22 protein-coding genes and 1 riboswitch are annotated in these 20,752 nt (G+C 31.8%); all 22 genes read left to right on the forward strand.

Features of this window, described 5'->3' with window-relative positions; all coding sequences use genetic code 11:
* Positions 1–8 precede the first annotated feature (8 nt).
* The 22 genes from rpsK to CCE28_RS16415 all read left to right on the forward strand — a co-directional run bounded on the left by rpsK (position 9) and on the right by CCE28_RS16415 (position 20,408).
* Entirely contained in the window at positions 9–395 is a 387-nt protein-coding gene (gene rpsK, locus CCE28_RS16310) for a 30S ribosomal protein S11 (protein ID WP_095134801.1), read from the forward strand.
* A 23-nt stretch (positions 396–418) separates the two neighbouring features.
* Complete coding sequence (gene rpsD / locus CCE28_RS16315) at positions 419–1,039, forward strand: 30S ribosomal protein S4 (protein WP_095134802.1); 621 nt, start codon at positions 419–421, stop codon at positions 1,037–1,039.
* 63 nt (positions 1,040–1,102) lie between these two features.
* Entirely contained in the window at positions 1,103–2,050 is a 948-nt protein-coding gene (locus CCE28_RS16320; RefSeq protein WP_095134803.1) for a DNA-directed RNA polymerase subunit alpha, read from the forward strand.
* Between the two features lie 23 nt (positions 2,051–2,073).
* Positions 2,074–2,415, forward strand: coding sequence for a 50S ribosomal protein L17 (rplQ, locus tag CCE28_RS16325; protein WP_095134804.1), 342 nt, complete (start codon positions 2,074–2,076; stop codon positions 2,413–2,415).
* Positions 2,416–2,580: 165 nt separating this feature from the next.
* Positions 2,581–3,411, forward strand: a complete 831-nt coding sequence (locus CCE28_RS16330; protein WP_095134805.1) for an energy-coupling factor transporter ATPase — start codon at positions 2,581–2,583, stop codon at positions 3,409–3,411.
* Positions 3,402–4,256 carry an energy-coupling factor transporter ATPase gene (locus CCE28_RS16335; protein WP_095134806.1) on the forward strand — a complete coding sequence of 285 codons (855 nt, stop codon included), beginning with the start codon at positions 3,402–3,404 and terminating at the stop codon, positions 4,254–4,256. The genes CCE28_RS16330 and CCE28_RS16335 overlap by 10 nt, the downstream gene beginning before the upstream one ends.
* Position 4,257: 1 nt before the next feature.
* Positions 4,258–5,058, forward strand: a complete 801-nt coding sequence (locus tag CCE28_RS16340) for an energy-coupling factor transporter transmembrane component T family protein (protein ID WP_095134807.1) — start codon at positions 4,258–4,260, stop codon at positions 5,056–5,058.
* Between the two features lie 18 nt (positions 5,059–5,076).
* Positions 5,077–5,811, forward strand: a complete 735-nt coding sequence (truA, locus tag CCE28_RS16345; protein ID WP_095134808.1) for a tRNA pseudouridine(38-40) synthase TruA — start codon at positions 5,077–5,079, stop codon at positions 5,809–5,811.
* A gap of 136 nt (positions 5,812–5,947) precedes the next feature.
* Complete coding sequence (gene rplM, locus CCE28_RS16350) at positions 5,948–6,376, forward strand: 50S ribosomal protein L13 (RefSeq protein ID WP_095134809.1); 429 nt, start codon at positions 5,948–5,950, stop codon at positions 6,374–6,376.
* Between the two features lie 29 nt (positions 6,377–6,405).
* Positions 6,406–6,798, forward strand: a complete 393-nt coding sequence (gene rpsI, locus CCE28_RS16355; protein WP_095134810.1) for a 30S ribosomal protein S9 — start codon at positions 6,406–6,408, stop codon at positions 6,796–6,798.
* A 324-nt stretch (positions 6,799–7,122) separates the two neighbouring features.
* Positions 7,123–8,280, forward strand: a complete 1,158-nt coding sequence (locus CCE28_RS16360; RefSeq protein WP_176461878.1) for an AI-2E family transporter — start codon at positions 7,123–7,125, stop codon at positions 8,278–8,280.
* Between the two features lie 107 nt (positions 8,281–8,387).
* Positions 8,388–9,092 carry an N-acetylmuramoyl-L-alanine amidase CwlD gene (cwlD, locus tag CCE28_RS16365; protein WP_242973000.1) on the forward strand — a complete coding sequence of 235 codons (705 nt, stop codon included), beginning with the start codon at positions 8,388–8,390 and terminating at the stop codon, positions 9,090–9,092.
* A gap of 358 nt (positions 9,093–9,450) precedes the next feature.
* Positions 9,451–9,690: a (2Fe-2S) ferredoxin domain-containing protein gene (locus CCE28_RS16370; protein ID WP_242973001.1), complete on the forward strand. Its 240-nt coding sequence runs from the start codon at positions 9,451–9,453 to the stop codon at positions 9,688–9,690.
* 2 nt (positions 9,691–9,692) lie between these two features.
* A complete protein-coding gene (locus tag CCE28_RS16375) occupies positions 9,693–11,393 on the forward strand; it encodes a [Fe-Fe] hydrogenase large subunit C-terminal domain-containing protein (protein ID WP_095134813.1) in 1,701 nt (566 codons plus the stop codon).
* Positions 11,390–12,562, forward strand: a complete 1,173-nt coding sequence (locus tag CCE28_RS16380) for a PP2C family protein-serine/threonine phosphatase (RefSeq protein ID WP_095134814.1) — start codon at positions 11,390–11,392, stop codon at positions 12,560–12,562. The genes CCE28_RS16375 and CCE28_RS16380 overlap by 4 nt, the downstream gene beginning before the upstream one ends.
* An 11-nt stretch (positions 12,563–12,573) precedes the next feature.
* Positions 12,574–14,025, forward strand: coding sequence for a 4Fe-4S dicluster domain-containing protein (locus CCE28_RS16385; protein ID WP_095134815.1), 1,452 nt, complete (start codon positions 12,574–12,576; stop codon positions 14,023–14,025).
* 110 nt (positions 14,026–14,135) lie between these two features.
* A complete protein-coding gene (locus CCE28_RS16390) occupies positions 14,136–15,614 on the forward strand; it encodes a spore germination protein (RefSeq protein WP_095134816.1) in 1,479 nt (492 codons plus the stop codon).
* Between the two features lie 5 nt (positions 15,615–15,619).
* Positions 15,620–16,762, forward strand: a complete 1,143-nt coding sequence (locus CCE28_RS16395; RefSeq protein WP_095134817.1) for a Ger(x)C family spore germination protein — start codon at positions 15,620–15,622, stop codon at positions 16,760–16,762.
* Position 16,763: 1 nt separating this feature from the next.
* The gene (locus tag CCE28_RS16400; RefSeq protein WP_095134818.1) at positions 16,764–16,979 is read left to right on the forward strand and encodes a hypothetical protein; all 216 of its coding nucleotides are present in this window, start codon (positions 16,764–16,766) and stop codon (positions 16,977–16,979) included.
* 6 nt (positions 16,980–16,985) lie between these two features.
* A complete protein-coding gene (locus CCE28_RS16405) occupies positions 16,986–18,116 on the forward strand; it encodes a Ger(x)C family spore germination protein (protein WP_176461879.1) in 1,131 nt (376 codons plus the stop codon).
* Between the two features lie 17 nt (positions 18,117–18,133).
* A complete protein-coding gene (locus tag CCE28_RS16410) occupies positions 18,134–19,228 on the forward strand; it encodes a GerAB/ArcD/ProY family transporter (protein ID WP_095134820.1) in 1,095 nt (364 codons plus the stop codon).
* A gap of 121 nt (positions 19,229–19,349) precedes the next feature.
* Positions 19,350–20,408, forward strand: a complete 1,059-nt coding sequence (locus CCE28_RS16415) for a DUF6765 family protein (RefSeq protein WP_095134821.1) — start codon at positions 19,350–19,352, stop codon at positions 20,406–20,408.
* Between the two features lie 113 nt (positions 20,409–20,521).
* A riboswitch (TPP riboswitch) is annotated at positions 20,522–20,631 on the forward strand.
* Positions 20,632–20,752 lie beyond the last annotated feature (121 nt).

A 20,752-nucleotide genomic window follows, 5' to 3' on the forward strand; every position in this document is an offset into this window, starting at 1 on the left:
TAAAAGGCATGGCAAAAAAAGTTCGTAAAAAAAGACGCGAGCGTAAGAATATAGAACGTGGTCAAGCGCATATTCAATCTACATTCAACAACACTATCGTAACTCTTACAGATTTACAAGGAAATGCTCTTTCTTGGGCTAGTGCTGGTGGATTAGGATTTAAAGGATCAAGAAAATCTACTCCTTTTGCTGCACAAATGGCAGCTGAAGCAGCTTCAAAAACTGCTATGGAGCATGGATTAAAGACTGTAGAAGTTTACGTTAAGGGACCTGGTTCAGGACGTGAAGCAGCAATTAGAGCATTACAAACAGCAGGACTTGAAATTACATTAATTAAGGATGTAACTCCAATTCCACATAACGGTTGTAGACCACCAAAGCGTAGAAGAGTTTAATTAGATTAGGAGGTGTAATAATAATGGCAAGATATACAGGACCATCTTGTAGACTTTGTCGTCGAGAAGGACAAAAGCTATATTTAAAAGGTGAAAGATGTTATTCAGATAAATGTGCAGTTTCTAAAAGAGCATATGCTCCAGGACAACACGGACAAAGAAGAACGAAATTATCTAACTATGGATTACAATTAAGAGAGAAGCAAAAGGTTAAGAGATACTATGGATTACTAGAAGGACAATTCAGAAAGTATTTCGATCAAGCTGAAAAAATGGAAGGAATCACTGGTGAGAACTTCTTATCGGTTTTAGAAACTAGATTAGACAATGTAGTTTTTAGAATGGGATTTGCTTCATCTAGAAAAGAAGCTAGACAATTAGTAAGACATGGACACTTTACAGTAAATGGTAAGAAGGTAGATATTCCTTCATACTTAATTTCTGTAGGAGACGTAATCGGAGTAAAAGAAAAGAGTTTAAGCTCAGCTAAGTTTAAAGCTTTAGCAGAAGAAGCTAAGACTGTACCTGCATGGGTAGAATCAAACTTCGAGAAGTTAGAGGGAAAAGTAGTTGCACTTCCAAACAGATCAGATATTGATCTTCCAATAGAAGAGCACTTAATTGTCGAGTTATACTCTAAGTAATAGAAGGTAGAATCAGTTACCCTCATATATTTATGAAAAAAAATTTCAAGGAGGGTTAAGTTAATGATTGAAATAGAAAAGCCAAAAGTTGAATGTGTTGAATTAAACGATGAATATACTTATGGAAAGTTTATCGTTGAACCTCTTGAGAGAGGTTATGGAATAACTTTAGGTAATAGTTTAAGAAGAATTTTATTATCTTCATTACCTGGTGTAGCCGTTAGATGGGTTAAAATTGATGGGGTTTTACATGAGTTCTCAACAATTCCAGGTGTAAAAGAAGATGTAACTGAGATCATTCTTAATTTAAAATCTTTAGCAGCTAACTTAAGTTCTGATGAAGAAAAGGTAGTCAGAATTGATATGGAAGGACCAGGACCAGTAACTGCAGGAGATATCATTGTAGATGCTGATGTAGAAATACTAAACACTGACCTTCATATTGCAACTTTAGAAGAAGGTTCTAAGTTAGCTATGGAAATAGCTCTTGCTAAAGGCAGAGGATATGTTCCAGCTGAAAATAATAAAACAGATAATATGCCAATTGGTGTACTACCAGTTGACTCTATCTATACTCCTGTTAAAAAAGTTAGCTATCATGTGGAAAACACAAGAGTTGGTCAAGTAACTGACTTTGATAAGCTTACTCTAGAGGTTTGGACGGATGGAAGTATAAAACCTGATGAGGGAGTTTCTTTAGGTGCTAAGATAATGAATGATCACTTAAGACTATTCATTGATCTAACTGACCATGTGGAAAATGTAGAAATCATGGTAGAAAAAGAAGAGGACAAGAAGGAAAAAGTTATGGAAATGACTATTGAAGAGCTTGAACTATCTGTTAGATCTTATAACTGCCTAAAGAGAGCTGGAATAAATACTGTACAAGAGCTTACTGAGAAATCAGAAGAAGATATGATGAAGGTAAGAAACCTAGGTAAGAAATCCCTTGAAGAAGTTCAACATAAATTGCATGAACTAACGCTAGGATTGAGACCTAGTGATGAATAGCATAGCTAGAAGGAGGGAAAGAAATGGCAGGACATCGTAAATTAGGCCGTCCAACTGGTCACAGAAAGCTTATGTTAAGAAACTTAGTAACAAGCTTACTTAGAGACGGTAAAATAACAACTACTATCACAAGAGCTAAAGAAACTCGTAAGCTTGCTGAGAAGATGATCACTCTTGGAAAAAGAGGAGATCTTCATGCTAGACGTCAAGCAGAATCTTTTGTTTTAGACAAAGATGTTACTAAAAAAGTATTCGATGAGATCGCACCAAAGTATGCTGAAAGAAATGGTGGATACACTAGAATAATGAAATTAGGACCAAGAAGAGGCGACGCTTCTGAAATGGTTATTCTTGAATTAGTATAATAGATTGAGGGATTAAGTGTGAACTTAGTCCCTTTTTAGTATATAATTATAGGAATTAAGTGTAATAATACCATATAAATTCTACTTCTCATAAAGACTTTTTCAGTATTTGTTGATATAATTGTTAAGGAAAGAATACTAAACCCATAGGGAAGGAAAGAAACAATGGAAAATATTATAGAAATTAAAGAACTAGTCCATAAATATGGAGAAGGAGAAGGGGAAACCATAGCACTAAATGGAGTAGACTTAGATGTTAAAAAAGGGGAATTTCTCGTGGTCATAGGACATAATGGATCTGGGAAATCTACCATGGCTAAGCATACTAATGGCTTACTATTGCCAAGTAGTGGAAAAGTCTTTGTAAATGGTTTAGATACTTCAGACTACAATAACGTATGGAACATAAGACAGGATGCTGGCATGGTATTTCAGAACCCAGACAATCAGATTGTGGCCACAGTTGTAGAAGAAGATATAGCCTTTGGTCTCGAAAATCTAGGGGCAGAACCAAAAAAAATAAGGGAAAGAGTTGATAAAGCTCTAAAGACAGTAGGCATGTATGAGTTTCGAAAAAAAGGTCCCCATTTACTTTCGGGAGGACAAAAACAAAGAATTGCCATAGCTGGCGTTATTGCTATGAAACCCCAATGTATAATCTTCGATGAGCCTACAGCCATGCTAGACCCTTCTGGTAGAAAAGAAGTCATAGAGACTATGGTAAAGCTAAATAAAGAAGATAAGATAACTATAGTTAACATTACTCACTTTATGGAAGAAGCCGTATATGCAGATAGAGTAATTGTTATGGAAAAGGGAAATATAATAATTGAAGGTACACCTAAAGAAGTATTCTCACAAGTAAAAAAACTAAAGGAATTAGGATTAGATGTACCACAAGTAACTGAATTAGTTTTTGAATTAAATAAAGAAGGAATGCATATTCCTAAGGATATACTTACAGTAGATGAGTTGGTGAATTATTTATGTCAATAAAGGTGGAAAATTTAAAACATATATATAATCCTAATACTCCCTTTGAAACTATAGCATTAAATAATGTGAGTTTTAATATTGAAAAGGGAGAATTTATAGGTCTTATAGGACATACTGGTTCAGGAAAATCCACTTTAGTTCAACATTTAAATGGTATATTAAAGCCCCATAGTGGCAAAATCATTATAAATGGAGTGGATATTACAAAACCTAAGATGAATTTAAGGGAAATTCGTCAAAAAGTAGGATTAGTATTTCAATACCCAGAGCATCAACTATTTGAAGAAACAGTCCACAGAGATGTGGCTTTTGGTCCCATGAACTTAGGGTTAGATGAGGATGAAGTAAATAGTAGAGTTAAAGAGGCCATAAAATGGGTAGGCCTTAACTATGAAGAAATAAAAGATAAATCTCCCTTTGAACTAAGTGGAGGACAAAAAAGAAGGGTTGCAATAGCTGGTGTTGTGGCTATGAAACCAGAAGTATTAATATTAGATGAACCTACAGCAGGCCTTGATCCAAAAGCAAGGGATGATATTTTAAATCAAATAAAGAAGCTTCATAATGAATATAAAATGAATATAATATTAGTGTCCCATAGTATGGAAGACATATCTAGGTTAGTAGATAGAATTATAGTTATGCATAAGGGACAAGTGGCTCTTATGGGAAGGGCTAAGGAAGTGTTTAAGGAAAGTAAATTATTGACAGAGATTGGTTTAGGTGTTCCTCAAATAACTGTACTAGTTAATAAACTTAATGAAAAGGGAATTAATATAAAAGATGATATATTCACTATAGATGAGGCTAAAGAAGAAATATTAAAATGGATGAGGAGTAAGTAATATGTTAAGGGATATAACCATAGGGCAATATTACCCTATAGATTCATCTGTCCATAAAATGGATCCAAGAGTTAAAATAATTATTACCTTTGCCTATATTATGTCTTTGTTTTTAGTAAAAAACTTTGTGGCATATGCATATGTAATTGGATTTTTAGTAGTTACTATAGGATTATCAAAGGTACCTGTAAAGTTTATTGTTAGAGGATTAAAGCCTTTATTTCTGATTATAACTTTCACATTTTTAATAAATATGTTTATGACTAAGGGAGAAATACTATATGAAATAGGACCCCTTAATATAACTAGAGAAGGTCTAAGACAAGCCATATTTATGGCTACTAGACTAATACTATTAATAATAGGTACGTCTATGTTAACCTTAACCACATCTCCAATAGAGTTAACTGATGGTATAGAAAAATTATTAAACCCATTTAAAAAAATTGGAGTACCTGCCCATGAACTGGCCATGATGATGACCATAGCCCTTAGGTTTATTCCTACCTTACTTGAGGAAACGGATAAGATAATGAAGGCACAAATGGCAAGGGGAGCAGATTTTGAAAGTGGAAATTTAATGAAGCGTGCAAAGAGTTTAGTACCTTTATTAGTACCTCTATTTATAAGTGCATTTAGACGAGCTGAGGAGCTAGCTATGGCCATGGAAGCTAGGTGCTATAGGGGTGGAGAAAATAGAACTAGAATGAAGCAATTATCCATTAATACTAGAGATTATGTGGCGTCTTTTGTCACTGTGATCATGATAGGTGCAGTTATACTAGATAGAGTTATGTATTAAATAATTAAGGGTGAAAATATGAAAAATGTAAAGTTAACTGTGGAATATGATGGTACTTTATTTTATGGATGGCAAAGACAAAAAAATGATAGATCTGTTCAAGAAGAAATTGAGAAAGCTCTATCTAAAATAATGAAAAAGAATGTGAAGATAAATGGATCTGGTAGAACAGATGCAAGGGTTCATGGACTTAGACAGACTGCCAACTTTAGAGAAGAGTTTACCATACCTATAGAAAGAATACCAATTGCCTTAAATTCCATACTTCCAGATGATATTGCCGTAATAAATGCAGAATTAGTAGATGAAAATTTTCATGCAAGATATGATGCTGTTGGAAAAAAATATGTATATAAAATTTATAATGGACAACATAGAAGCCCCTTATGGCGAAATTATGCATATTATGTTCCTGGGTCATTAGATTTGGATAAGATGAGACAAGCTTCAAAGGCATTTGTAGGAACCCATGACTTTATAGGATTTATGGCCTCTGGCAGTTCTGTAGTAGATACGGTGAGAACTATCTATGACTTGAAAATCCATAAGGAAGGTCCTTTAATAACCATAGAAGTTAAAGGAAATGGATTTTTATATAATATGGTTAGAATTATGGTAGGTACCATTGTGGAAGTGGGAAAAGGTAAGAAATCCGTCAATGAAATAGGTCCTATTATAGAATCCAAGAATAGGAAGAGTGCTGGACATACGGCACCAGCCCAAGGCCTGTATTTAAGCAAGGTTTATTATTAAAAACTCCTTGACATTAAAATGCAGTTATATTAAAATATATAGGTAATGTGAATATTAGTAAATCCACTAGCCCCGGATTTCTAAAAATAGATTACGAGAGTTAAAGAGTGTTAAAGTAGTGATAGGAGGGAAATCAATGAAATCGTTCGTTGCTAAGCCACAAGAGATTGAAAGAAAGTGGTATGTAGTGGATGCGGAAGGTAAGACATTAGGTCGTTTTGCGTCAGAAGTAGCTGCTATATTAAGAGGAAAAAGAAAGCCAATTTATACTCCACATGTTGATACTGGAGATAATGTAATTGTTATAAATGCTGAAAAAATAAAGGTAACTGGTAAGAAGTTTGAAAACAAAATGTACAGACATCACACTGGTTATATAGGAAACTTAAAAGAGTTTACTTTCAAAGAAATGATGGAAAGAAAGCCTGAAGCTATTATTGAATTAGCTGTTAAGGGAATGCTTCCAAAGAATTCTTTAGGAAGACAAATGTTCAAAAAATTACACGTATACGTTGGTGCTGAGCACAAGCATGAAGCTCAAAAGCCAGAAGTTTTAGATATATAAATAGGTTCTGAAAGAAGGGAGGATGCACAATGGCTAAAGTACAATACTATGGTACAGGAAGAAGAAAGAAGTCTATCGCTAGAGTAAGACTAGTTCCTGGACAAGGAAATATAACTATTAATGGAAGAGACGTAGAAGAATATTTCAACTACGAAACATTAAGAAGAGAAGTAAGAAGACCTCTTACTTTAACTGAAACAGAAGGAAAGTTTGATGTTATCGCAAAGGTACACGGTGGTGGATACACTGGTCAAGCTGGAGCTTTAAGACATGGTATCTCAAGAGCTTTATTAAAAGCTGATGGAGAATTTAGACCTACTCTTAAGAAAATTGGTTTCTTAACAAGAGACCCAAGAATGAAGGAAAGAAAGAAGTACGGATTAAAGAAAGCAAGACGTGCTCCACAATTCTCAAAGAGATAATATTTTCTATAGAGAAATTAAAACACTATTCAGTTTTAAACTGGATAGTGTTTTTTTACTTACTAGGAAATTATAACATTCACAAAACTGTAAATAAGTAAAAAATAAGGGGGTGTGGGGGAAGAATTCCCCTGCCTCTTTAAAGGAAGGTGCTCAGATTGCGTTAGCATACGCCTGCGGCAACCATAGGGTTCCATAACGAATCATAGGTCGTATGATTTTTTTATTTTGTACTAAATGAAAAAAATTATATATATAATAGTAAAAATGTACAAACTAATTAGAGTTATATTATTAAAAAAATAAATGGGTGGTATTATGAGATTGAATAATAGAAAATATTCTATAAAGGGCTACATGAACTTATTAATTGTAATATTAATAGCCATTACATACTATAAATTTGTAGATAATTTAGATTCTATGTATAGAAATATAAGTGCCATAATAAACAAAGTATTAAGTATATTAAAGCCATTTTTGGGAGCATTAATAATAGCATATATATTAGATCCATTAGTTAAGTGGATAGAATTTAAAGTATTAAGTAGAATAAATAATATTAAAGATAAATATAAGAGACCTATAAGTATAGGTTTAGTTGTAGTGTTCATTGGAGGACTTGTTACTATTATACTTATTCTAATAATACCAGCTACCATAAGTAGTATTAAAGATTTAGTTAATAACCTTCCAAGTTATATAAATAAGACTGAAGATAAAATTTTAGAGTTAATTAACCTAATAGACAAAAAAGACTCATATAATTTTGTGCAAATATTAAATGAAAATATAAAAGAAATGTTTAATAGATTAGGACATATGGCAACTAATGGTATAAATAACATATTAGATGGAGTAGTTATATTTACATCTAAAACATTAAATATAGTATTAGCAGGTATAGTATCCTTTTATATGCTCATGTATAAGGATAGAATAATAAGTTCAACTAGACGTATATTAAGAGCCTATTTAGATGATGATACTGTGGATGGAATTGAGAAGTTTGTAATAGAAGGGGATAAAATATTTGTTAAATATGTTATAGGGAAATCTATTGATTCTTTAATCATAGGGATTATGGCATTTGTAATTTTAACTATTATTAAAAGTCCCTATGTATTATTAATTAGTATAATAGTTACTATTACAAATATGATTCCCTATTTCGGTCCATTAATAGGAATGATAGTAGGATTTATGTTTGTATCTTTTTACAGTAGCACTAAAGCTTTATGGGTACTCATATTATTATTCTTCTTACAACAGTTTGATAGTTTTTATCTAACTCCCAAAATTTTAGGAAATAAAATTGGAATAAATCCCATATGGATTATATTTTCTATCATATTAGGAGGAAGTTTGTTTGGTATAGTTGGCATGTTTTTGGGCGTTCCTGTCGTATCTGTAATGCTTATTACCTTTGACAAAGTAGTGGAAAAGAGATTGAAGAATAAAAATAAATTTAAAAAAGAATAGTAGACTAGATTATAATAGTTTAAATATAATACCTCTCATATATTTGTAAAAGGCGAATAAAATATATTAGTATGGTTCGGGAAAAGGCAAATATGTGAGGTGATAGTTTGATATTAATTGTAAGAAAAAGGTATATATATTTATCATTAATTATTATCATACTTATAGGTACATTGTTATTATTAATGCCAGATAAATTTATAAGTACTTTTAAATTTAATGTGAGTAAAGTAATAATATTAGATGCAGGCCATGGAGGAATAGATGGAGGGGCTGTGGGTAAAAATGGAACCACTGAAAGTAAGGTTAATTTACAAATAGCTTTAAGATTAAGGGAGTTATTAGAAGAACAAGGAATTATTGTGATCCTTACACGGGATGAAGATGTGGGATTATATTCTGATTCTGGAACCATAAGAAAGAAAAAAAATGAAGATTTAAGAGAACGCAGAAAAATGATGAATGGAAATAATGCTGACTTATTTATTAGTATCCATATGAATAGTTTTCCTGAATCTAAGTATTATGGGGCTCAAACCTTCTATCCAGAAAATTCTGAAGAAAGCGAATTGTTAGCTAAGTATATTCAAGAACAATTAAAAAAGGTTTTAAATAACAAAAATCATAGGGAAGCTAAATGTAAAAAGGATGTATACATATTAAAAGAATGTAGTATTCCAACGGTATTGGTAGAATGTGGTTTTTTAAGTAATTCACAGGAAGAAAAATTACTTTTGAACAATACATATCAAGAGAAGGTGGCCTGGGCCATGTATGTGGGTATATTAAAGTACTTTGAAGAAATAGATTAGGATACTTGTGGATAAAATGTGAACAAAAAAACTAAAAACTGCTAAAAGTCAGAAAATTACACGTATATAGAATATTATGTTTATCCACAATTTATACACTATGGAAATTAACATGTGTATGAATATGTGGATAAACATAGGTTACATTTATAAAATAATAGATTCAGGAATGTTTAGAAAATTAACATTTATAAATATAGATTATCCATAAAGGAAAAGCTATGTTTGTAAATGTCTTTTTTTGTAGATTTATTATGACAAAAAATTATCAAAATTATTAATTTAATCGTTGCCATGTGAGGACGAGGATAGTATACTGTTTATGAATATAACTGGATAAAAAAAGGGTGATATAATTATGGAGATTAGTGTATGTGTTGGAAGTGCCTGTCATTTAAAAGGATCCCAAAAGGTAATAAAGAGATTACAAGAACTTGTTAAGATGAAAAACCTTGAAGATGAGATAGTTATAAAAGCATCATTCTGCTTAGGTCAATGTAATGATTATGTATCTGTAAAGGTGGAAGATGTAATAAGTTCTGTAAATGAAAGTACTGTGGATAAGTTTTTTAATGAAAATATTTTAGGGAGGCTTTAAGGATGAACATTTTAAACTTTTCAAAAGCCAATTGTAAGAATTGTTATAAATGCTTAAGAAGCTGTCCTGTAAAAGCTATTAAAATTAAAAATGAACAAGCGGAAATTGTGAGTGAAAAATGTATTGGTTGCGGAAATTGCTTTAGGGTATGTCCACAAAATGCACGAAAAATTAAAAGTGATTTAGAAAAGGTTAAAGATGCTATTAAAGATGGTAAAAAAGTAATAGCTAGTGTAGCCCCTAGTTATGTAGGTGCTTTTAATATGAAGACTGTAGGACAATTTGCAACAGGGTTACTTAAACTTGGATTTAGTATAGTAGAAGAAACTGCTATTGGAGCTGAAATAGTATCAGAAATATATAAGAATAAGATAGAAAAAAATGATAAAAGAATACATATCACTACTTGTTGTCCAGCAGCCAATGACCTGATAGAAAACTATTATCCAAAACTAGTAGACTTTATGTTACCAGTAGTGTCACCTATGATAGCCCATGGAAAAATTATAAAAGAAAAGCATGGAAGGGATTCTTATGTAGTATTCATAGGTCCCTGTATTGCAAAGAAGTTAGAGGCTGTAGATTTTCGACATAATGATACAGTGGATGCAGTAATAACTTTTGATGAATTAGAAGAGTGGTTTCATAATAATAAAATAGAACTTGATCATTTAGATGAAAGTGATTTTAATAAAGGTTCATTCAAAAGGGGTAGAGCTTATCCCTTAGAATCAGTTTTAAATGATGAAAATGTATCTAGGGAGTACGAAATACTTAAGGTAAGTGGCATTGAAAATTGCATAGAAACTTTAGAATCTATCGAAAATAACTATTTAGATAAGGTCTGTTTAGAAATAAATACTTGTAATGGTAGCTGTATAAAAGGTCCAGCTATGACTGGAAAAAATTTTTACAAAGTAAAAAATGCAGTAAAGGACTATGTGAATGAAGCTAAAGAGAAAGAGACCTTTGAAAATTTTAATTGTAAAAATTTCAATAAAAAATTCTTAGATAAGAGTCCTATGAAAAAAGAAGCATCAGAAGAGGACATAAATGAAATACTTAGAAAAATAGGTAAGTATGAAAAAAATGATGAACTAAATTGTGGAGGATGTGGCTATAACACCTGTAGGGAAAAGGCTCAAGCCGTATATGAAGGTATGGCAGAGCTAAATATGTGTCTTCCATTCATGAGAAGTAAGGCAGAGGGACTTACTAATGTGATCTTTGAACATTCGCCTAACGGAATAATATTGATAAATAATGACTTAAAAATTAAAGAGCTTAATAATAAGGCTGAAAAATTATTTCATATAAAGGCCCATGAAGTAAAGAATAAGCCTGTTCAAGTGATTTTAGAAGATGAATTATTTAGAAGAGTTCTTAATACGAAAGAGAGTATTATAGGTAAGAAAATCTATTATAAGGAATACAATATTGTATTATTTCAAAGTATTATATATTTAGAAAAGGAAAATATACTACTTGCCATTATGACAAACATAACAGAAGAAGAAAAACACAAACAAGAGTTAACCCTAGTAAAGGAAAATACCATAGATGCGGCACAAAAGGTAATAGAAAAACAGATGAGAGTGGCCCAAGAGATTGCCAGTTTACTTGGAGAAACCACAGCTGAGACTAAGGGAATACTTACTAAGTTAAAGAAGATAGTTCTTCAAGAAAATGGTGATTACAGATGAGATATTTTATAGATGTATCATCAAATAGTCTAAACAAGTATGAGGAAGAATTGTGTGGAGATAAGGTTGAAATAATAAGAAATGAAGATAGTGTAATTATAGTTGTAGCAGATGGTTTAGGCAGCGGAGTAAAGGCAAATATACTAGCTACACTAACTTCAAAAATAGCAGCGACCATGCTAAATGAAGGCATTAGCATAGAAGAGACTGTAGACACCATAATAAATACACTGCCTGAGTGCAAAGTAAGGAAATTAGCTTATGCTACCTTTACAATGATAAAGATAAAGGATGATGGTAGTGTTTATATAGCAGAATATGATAATCCTCCATTCATATTAGTTAGTGGAAATAAACACTTAGAAGTGGTAAAGAGAAAAAAACAATTACAGGGAAAAATAATAAAGGAAAGTGATTTTACATTATCTCCTGGAGATACTCTTACTGTAGTTAGTGACGGAGTTATTCATGCAGGAGTAGGGGCCTATTTAAATTTAGGTTGGCAATGGGATAATGTAAGGGATTACTTAGTAAATATAAACTTGAAAGAAAAATCAGCAGATAGTATAGGAAAGAATTTAATAGATGTATGTGAAAATTTATATGGAGGAAAACCTGGAGATGATACTACAGTAGTATCCGTAAAGGTTAGAGAGCCTGAAATAATAAATATGTTAATAGGACCACCACAGGATAAAATGAAGGATAAGGAAGTTGTATACGATTGGATAAGGGGAAATGGTAAAAAGATAGTATGTGGTGGAACGGCAGCTAATGTGGTAGCTAGAGAACTAAATAGAAAAATGAAAGTAAGTATGGACATAATAGACCATGAAGTACCACCTATAGGATATATAGATGGAGTAGACTTGACTACAGAAGGAGTTCTTACTTTAAATAATGCATTAAAAAGAATAGAATATTATAGGGAAAAGGGAGAATTAGCTTTTAAAAAGTCCTTTTATAATAAAAAAGATGGAGCATCCATATTGGCTAAAACCATAATAGAAGATTGTACCCATCTAAATGTTTGGATTGGTTCAGCAGTGAATCCTGCTCACCAAAAATCGGATTTTCCTATTAATTATTCTAATAAATTAAAAATAATAAATGACATGATAAAAGTTATAAGAGAAATGGGAAAAGTTGTGACTAAAAAAAGTATATAACGAGGTGACCTATGATTAAATTTCAAAGTAATGTACAAGTAATAAAGTTTGAAGTATTAAAAGAAGTAGCAAAAGCAGCTATGGAAGATAGATTATTACAGGATTATAAAAAACTGCCAAAAAAAATAATAAAAGGTCCAAAGCCTAGAACTAGGTGTTGTATATATAAGGAAAGGGCCATAATGAAACAAAGGGTAAGAGCAGCTATGGGAGGAAAAAGCAATAATAAAAATATTATAGAGGTATTGGATATAGCTTGCGATGCCTGTCCTATAAATAGATTTACAATAACAGAAGCCTGTAGAGGATGTTTAGCCCATAGATGTTCAGAAGCATGTCCCGTAGGAGCCATATATCATGTGGGACAAAGGGCATACATTAATCAAAATATATGTATAGAATGTGGTAAGTGTAGGGATGCTTGTCAATACAATGCCGTATCAGATGTAATGAGACCTTGTAGAGGATCTTGTCCTACAGGAGCCTTAACATTAGATGAAGATAAAACTGTTGTAATTAACGATGATTTATGTGTACAGTGTGGTATATGCATTGTACAATGCCCATTTGGTGCCATAATGGATAAATCATTTATAGCAGATATAATAGATATTATAAAACATTCAAGGGGAAATACTAAATATAAAACCTATGCTGTAGTAGCACCAGCCATAGTAAGTCAGTTTAATACAGAGTTTTTTAAGGTTGTAGAAGCCATAAAGAAATTAGGATTTTATGATGTGATAGAAGCAGCAGAGGGAGCTGATTTAGTAGCCCATTATGAAACAGAAGAATTTTTAGAAAAGTCAAAGGAAGATGGGGTAATGACTACATCCTGTTGCCCGGCCTTTGTAAAGTATGCAGAAATAACATATCCACAATTTAAGGATAATATATCTTCTACTGTATCACCTATGATAGCCATAAGTAGACTTATAAAGGAAAAGGATGAAAAGGCAAAGGTAGTATTTATTGGACCTTGCGTTGCAAAAAAAGCAGAGGCTATGAGGGAAGATGTAAAAGGGGATACGGACTTTGTAATGAGTTTTGAAGAATTATATGCCATGTTAGTTGCTAAAGATATTAAGATTGAAGATTGCCAAGGTGATTTTAATAGTAAGGCAACACCTAATGCTAAGATGTTTGCCAGAAGTGCAGGAGTAACAGAGGCAATAAAAAATGTAATAGATAAGGAAAAAATAGATGTGGACTTTAAACCAGTCACTTGTAATGGATTAAAAGAATGTGACAAGGCATTTAAAATGTTAAAAGTGGGACGTTTAAATGGAAACTTTGTAGAAGGTATGGCTTGCGTTGATGGTTGTATTGGAGGGCCTGTTAATTTAATCAGAAGAAAACAAAATGCTAAAAAAGTAAATGATTATGCAAAAGAATCTAAGAATGTTAATGGGGATTATATTGTAGGTGAAAGTAAAAAAATAGATTTACATATGCATAGATAAAAAAAATAGATTAAAAGAGTAGACTTTATTAAAGTTTACTCTTTTTTCGTATAGACATGTATTTAAAAGTAAATACTAATATTTGTAATAATAGGTTAAGGAGTTAGAGTATGGATAAAGATAAAGTGTTATCATTGTCATTAAAAGAGAATATAGAAATATTTGACAAGGGTTTTAATAAGGACGTTACTATAAAATATAGAAAATTTAAATATAGAAATGAAATAGACTGTTGTCTAATATATGCAGGAGACATGATTGATGGAGAAACCATATATGAAACCATATTAAGACCTATGCAATCGGATAGGAAATTTCCAGAAGCTGATTTGATTCCATATTTAATACAAAATGTAATAATTAGCCATGATGTTAATGTTAAAAATAAAGTAAATGATATGATTGGAGATATACTTTATGGCTTTGTGGTATTTTTAATAGATGGAGAAAATGAAGGTATAGTAATGCCAGCTCAAGGTTGGGAGGAAAGAAGCATAAGTGAGCCCATATCAGAGCAGGTAGTAAGAGGTCCTAGAGAGTCATTTAATGAAGCTATAATGACAAATGTAGGACTCCTTAGGAGAAAAATTAAAAGTCCAAATTTGAGATTTAAATTTAGAGAAATTGGCAAAGAAACTAGAACTAGGGTGTGTATCAGTTATCTAGAAAATGTAGCAGAAATTAAGATTGTAAAAGAAATAGAAAAGAGATTAGATACCATAGATATAGATGGAATACTAGAAGGCGGTTATATAGAAGAATTAATAAGAGACGAACCCCTATCTCCCTTTGCTACTATAGGTGGAAGTGAAAGGCCTGACACCATAGCAGGCAAATTATTAGAAGGGAGAGTCGCCATATTTGTGGATGGTGCCCCCTATGTGCTTACTATGCCCTATGTGTTTATAGAATATTTTCAAACTAATGAAGATTATTATAATGGGTATATGTATTCATCTTTTAATAGGATGTTAAGGCTTTTAGGTTTTTTCCTATCTACCAGTGTACCAGCAATTTATGTGGCCTTAGTAACCTTTCATCAGGAGATGGTTCCAACTCCTTTGATACTTAGTATATCAGCAGCTAGGGATGGTGTTCCTTTCCCTACTATTGTGGAGGCCCTACTTCTCTTGTTAGCCTTTGAATTATTAAGAGAGGGTGGAATTAGATTACCTGCTCCTATTGGTTCTACAATAAGTTTTGTTGGAGCTATTATATTAGGACAGGCCGCAGTAGATGCAAAGTTTGTTAGTGCCCCAATTGTAATAATAACGGCCCTAACGGGAATAACAAATTTTTTATTACCTAACATGATAGGCCCCCTTAATGTGGTAAGATTAACATTTTTAATATTGGCCTCTTTCTTAGGTCTATATGGATACATCTTTGGAGTTATGGGACTCATAATACATTTAGTGTCTATGAAGTCCTTTGGAATACCTTATATGCTAGATATTGGAGAATTAAAGTTCCAAGAAGTAAAAGATACGGCCATAAGAGCACCTTGGTGGTATATGACCTTAAGGCCAACCTTGATAGGTAAGAAAAATAGAGTTAGGCAAAGAAAAAAATCACATAAAAAAAGGTGATTTAGATGAAAAAAATACTTATAATACTTATAATTTCCACCCTATTAACAGGGTGTTGGAACTATATTGAAGTTGATGATTTGTCTATTATAACGGGGATAGGTCTAGATTATGATGGGGATAGTGATGAGATTATACTAATAACTGAAGTTGCCAAGCCTGTTAGACAACAAGGCGGAACTATTATTCGGTCACAAATTATAAAGTCCAGAGGAAAGAATATGACTGATGCCATAAGAAATCTAGTTAAAATCACTGGTAGAGAGATCTTTTGGGGACATGCTAAAATGGCCATATTGGGGCCCAAATTAATAAAGAATAAGGAAAAGTTCATGTCCTGTATAGATTACATGAAGCGAAGTAGTAATTTTAGGGACAACATATGGTTAGTGGTAGCTGAGGAAAGTAGCCCATTAGACATATTATCTAGTGAAAAGATTCTTCAAAATATATTGAGCTTTCAAATAGAGGATACATTCAAAAATGAAAAAGAAATATCTAAGTACCTGGGAGTTGAATTATACGAATTTGTAGATAAATTGGCAACAAAGGGCATATCACCTCTCCTCCCCTTGATTACAGTGAAAGAGGGAAACAAAGGAAAAGAAATAAGAGTATGGGGAATGGCCATATTTAAAGGCATGAAATATGTTGGGAACATAGGGGGAGAAGATACTAAATATCTCTTGTTTTTATTAAATAAATTAGAGGGTGGAGCCTTAAATGTAGATTTGAAAGAAAAAAATCAAAAAGCTACCTTAGAGATAAACGGTAGTAAAACAGAGTTAAAGCCCAATTACGAAGATGAGAGCTTATCTATGGATATCCACATTGAGACAAAAGTAGATATAGCAAACATAAACAAGGAAATACCTATAAATGATGAAGAAATTCAAAACAAAATAAAAAATAGGGCTCAAGAAATAATTGTGGCTAATTGTGAAAAAGTAATTGATTTATTTCAAAATGAGTACAAAAATGATAATCTAGGATTTTCATATGAATATAAGAAGGAGTACCCTAAAGAGTGGAAAAAACTAGAAAATAATTGGAATGAAGTATTTAGCAATATAGAGGTAAAAGTAACCTCAGAGGTAATTATTGAGGGGACTGCACTAAGGTCCGGACCAATCAAGGTGGTGAGATAGTATGCTTTTTTTAGTCTTAATAGTATATGGAATTATAGGAATAATAGAAATTACTCCTTTGGTAAAGAAGAAGAAAAAGAAGGATTTAGTCGTTTATTTAGTCCTATATACATCAGCCTTAGTTTTAAGTGTACTAATTTCAATTGGAGTAAAAATACCATCACCAGCCATACCTATACAAAAAATGGTGGAATCTATCATTGGGAAGCAGGGATGATTTATGGTGAAAAAATACATAGCAATCCTATTTATCCCAATAATATTATGTGGTTGTTGGAACTATAGGGAAATAAATGATAGGAGACTTATATCTGGCGCTGCTGTAGATTATAATCCTAGTACAAAAAAATATATAGTAACCTTTGAAGCTATAGACCCTATGACTGAAGAGGGGGAAGAAAACAGAGGGGAGATATTTACTATAGAAGGAGATTCGCCCTTTGATGCGGTAAGAAACATAGTAAGTAAGTCTGGGATAAAATTTTATTGGCCCCATGCAAAGGTTATAATACTTAGCGAGGAATTGGCTAAAAAGGATATTTTACCTATCTTAGACTATATATATAGGGATGGTGAAATGAGAAATGACATATGGATACTTATTTCTAAAGAAAAAAGTGCAGCAGACATATTAAAAGTAAAAGAAAAGGAATATATGCCCATACCTTCCTTTCGAATAGACAGAATTCTTAAGATGGAAAGTCAAAATAGTTTAATAGGACTACGTGCTGTTCCTATGGATGAGTTCATACAAAGGCTATATGAGCCTAATCAAAATCCTTCATTACCAGGAGTAAAAATAGAAAAAAATAATGGAACAGAAACTATTATAGTAACAGGATTAGCTGTATTTAAAAAGGATAGGTTATTAGGGTGGTTGAGTGACGATGAATCTAGAACACTATTAACTATAGAAGATAATGTTAAAAGGGGATATGAATATTATGATGGAGAAATTCCTGTAGGCCTTAAAATATTGAGCAGTAAAACTAGAACAAAAGTAAAACTGGTGGATAATGAAATAAATATTTATATGGATATAGACATAGAGGCAAATATAATTGAGCTAGGTGGAAATGTGGATTATATAAAGGAAAAGAGAAGAGTTCTTATGAAAGAATTAGAAGAAAAGAAAAAGAAGGATATAGAAGATTTAATAAAAAAGGTTCAAAATGAATTTGGAGTAGATATATTTGATTTCTCTAGATATGTGAAGGCTCAACAACCTGAATTATGGAATAAAGTTAAAGGGGATTGGGATAAAGTGTTTGATGAAGTAAAATTTAACATAAATGTGGATGTTTTAATAAAGGGGAGTGAAAAGAAAGATAGTCCTATTATGGTTAATAATTAGAGCGGAGTGCTGTTTTTATGAGTAATGACAAAATAAATGAAGTACAGGGTAGTTGTATAGTAATATTGTTCATATTGTCATCAGGGTTTATACTTCCCTTGGGGGCTCAAGCCAAGGAAGATATATGGATAGCCATATTTATGGGAATGGTACTATGTGTAGGAATAGTAAAAGTATATTCTCATATAATAGGTAAATATAATAATAAAAGTTTTTTTAAAATAATAGAAACAGTTTTTGGTAAATTTATTGGAAGTATAATAAATATATTATATATATGGTACAGCATACATTTATGTGGATTAACTGTGAGAGATTTTGGAGAATTTCCCACATCAACCACATTAAATAATACACCATTATTTATTTTTATGATAGGAATAATACTCCTTGCTATAGTAGCAGTAAAAGAAGGTCCTGGTGCAATAGGTAAATCTGCAGTAATAGTAGTATTTTTCACATCACCTATACCCATATTTACCATATTAATATTAATACCTAGGATGGATTATTTAAATATAATGCCCATATTACATTGTGGCATTTCAAATCTTATGAAGGCAACATTAAGTACCTTTACTTTTCCCTTTGCAGAAACCTTGTTGTGTATAGTTTTAATAGAAGAAATTAAAGATAAGAAAAATGCGTATAAAAGTTATGCTAAAGGTATATTGATAGGTGGAATGACTTTAGTTGGAGTTACAGTTGCTGAACTATTAGTAATTGGTCATAACATATATGCAAATACATATTTTCCCGTATACGTGGTGGCTAGCCAAGCTAACTTAGGAGAGTTTTTAGAAAGGATGGAAATTGTCACCATCTTAGCAACGAGTCTAGCCACATTTGTGAAAGTGGCTACTTGCATATATTTTGCAGCTAAGGGAATAAGTACTGTGTTAAATATGAAAAGATATAATCATATAGTGACACCCATAGGCCTATTAATATTGGGTGTTTCCTATATTGTTTATCCTTCAGTTATGGCCATTATAGGTTGGAGTACTAAAATATATCCCTATTATGGTTTAGTATTTGAAGTATTTTTACCCTTAATAATACTTGTAGGAATATATATTAATAAAAATAAAAAGACAAACGTAAGAAATTGAATTATATAGCAGTTATAATAGGTACTTATTTTACTTGTAATCTATAGTAAAGAAAAAAGTTAAGGCATTATGTACTACCCCTATTCATATAATGTATAAATTATGTGAGTGGGGGTTTTTTATGAATACAGAGTTTCATTATTATATGACCTATCTAATAGCTACCCGAGCGGGATTTAGACCAGAATCAGCTAAAATAATAAGTATAGCTTCTCAATATGTGGATAATAATAATATGATTTTTACCATAAATAAAGGAACTGTAGAAGAATATACAAATCATATTAGTCAGACTATGAATATAATCAAACCTAAGAAGAAATTATTTAGAATATACCCATTATTTCATTTTATCCCTGGAGATCCCCTGGCTGTATCTGCAAGAAGGAAAGATGGGAAATTACATATGTTAAATACTACACCAAATAGTACGAATGCTAATAACATATTTGATGCGGCAATTTATAGCAAAAATCTATATAGGATTGGAATAGCTACCCATTCCTTTGCAGATACTTGGGCACATCAAAACTTTATTGGACTTTATGATACATTTAATTCTGTGGATGGAGGAGTAGAAAAGGTTATACCATTTATAGGTCATGCTTCTGCCTATTTTTATCCTGATTGGCCAGCCCTGATTTGGAAAGACAGTAGATTAGTGGGAAAATATATTAAAGTAAATAATAAGGAACGATCTTTGCAAGCAGCAAGGGAAATATTTAGGAAACTTTATTTGTTCTTAAATCCAAATGGAACTGCAGAACATGTACATTGGGAATCTAAAAAATTATTAGAGGATTTAAGTAATGCCATAGGGAAAATGGACCAAGGAAATGACGAAAAAGAAAATCGCATAAAAAGATATAAAGAATTGGCTATGAAAAAAGAGTATGGAGGAGTGGCATTAGAGGATTATAAAAAGGACACATGGTTTGATGAGGTAGTAAATGAAGAAATTTTAGGAATAAGGGATAGGAGTGTAATATCTGTAAATGGAGTTAGTGTAGGGTTAAATAGATATGATCCCCTAACAGATATATATACCTGGAAAAATCCTAAGACTTATAAAAAAAGTCATTGGTATAAATTTCAAGAAGCAGTCAAGTCACACCAAAAGGTGGCCTTTAATATATTAAGCAAGAAGAACTTTTCTTATTTAGATCTAAAAGACTGGTAAAAGAATATTGGCATATGAGACAATGGGGTCTATATAAAAAGTTAAATAATTTTATAATCTATAGACCTTTACAAGGTAAGATAAAAAAAGTATACTTAAATTGTAAAAAATAATATTAAGACAAGGGGAGGCTATAAGGATAGCCTGAGAGAGAAATGTTATTTCTGACCCTCATAACCTGATTTTGGATAATGCCAACGTAGGGATGTTTATATTTAGTATGGGATAATTGTGTACCATTCATATAAAATAGACTCGTTACGAGTCTATTTTTTTATATAAAAATACAGTTTAACCTACTAATTTTATAAATAAATATGTCTATATTTAGTTCTATGTGTATA

Origin of the sequence: Anaeromicrobium sediminis (genome assembly GCF_002270055.1) — a bacterium.
Classification (GTDB): Bacteria; Bacillota; Clostridia; order Peptostreptococcales; family Thermotaleaceae; genus Anaeromicrobium; species Anaeromicrobium sediminis.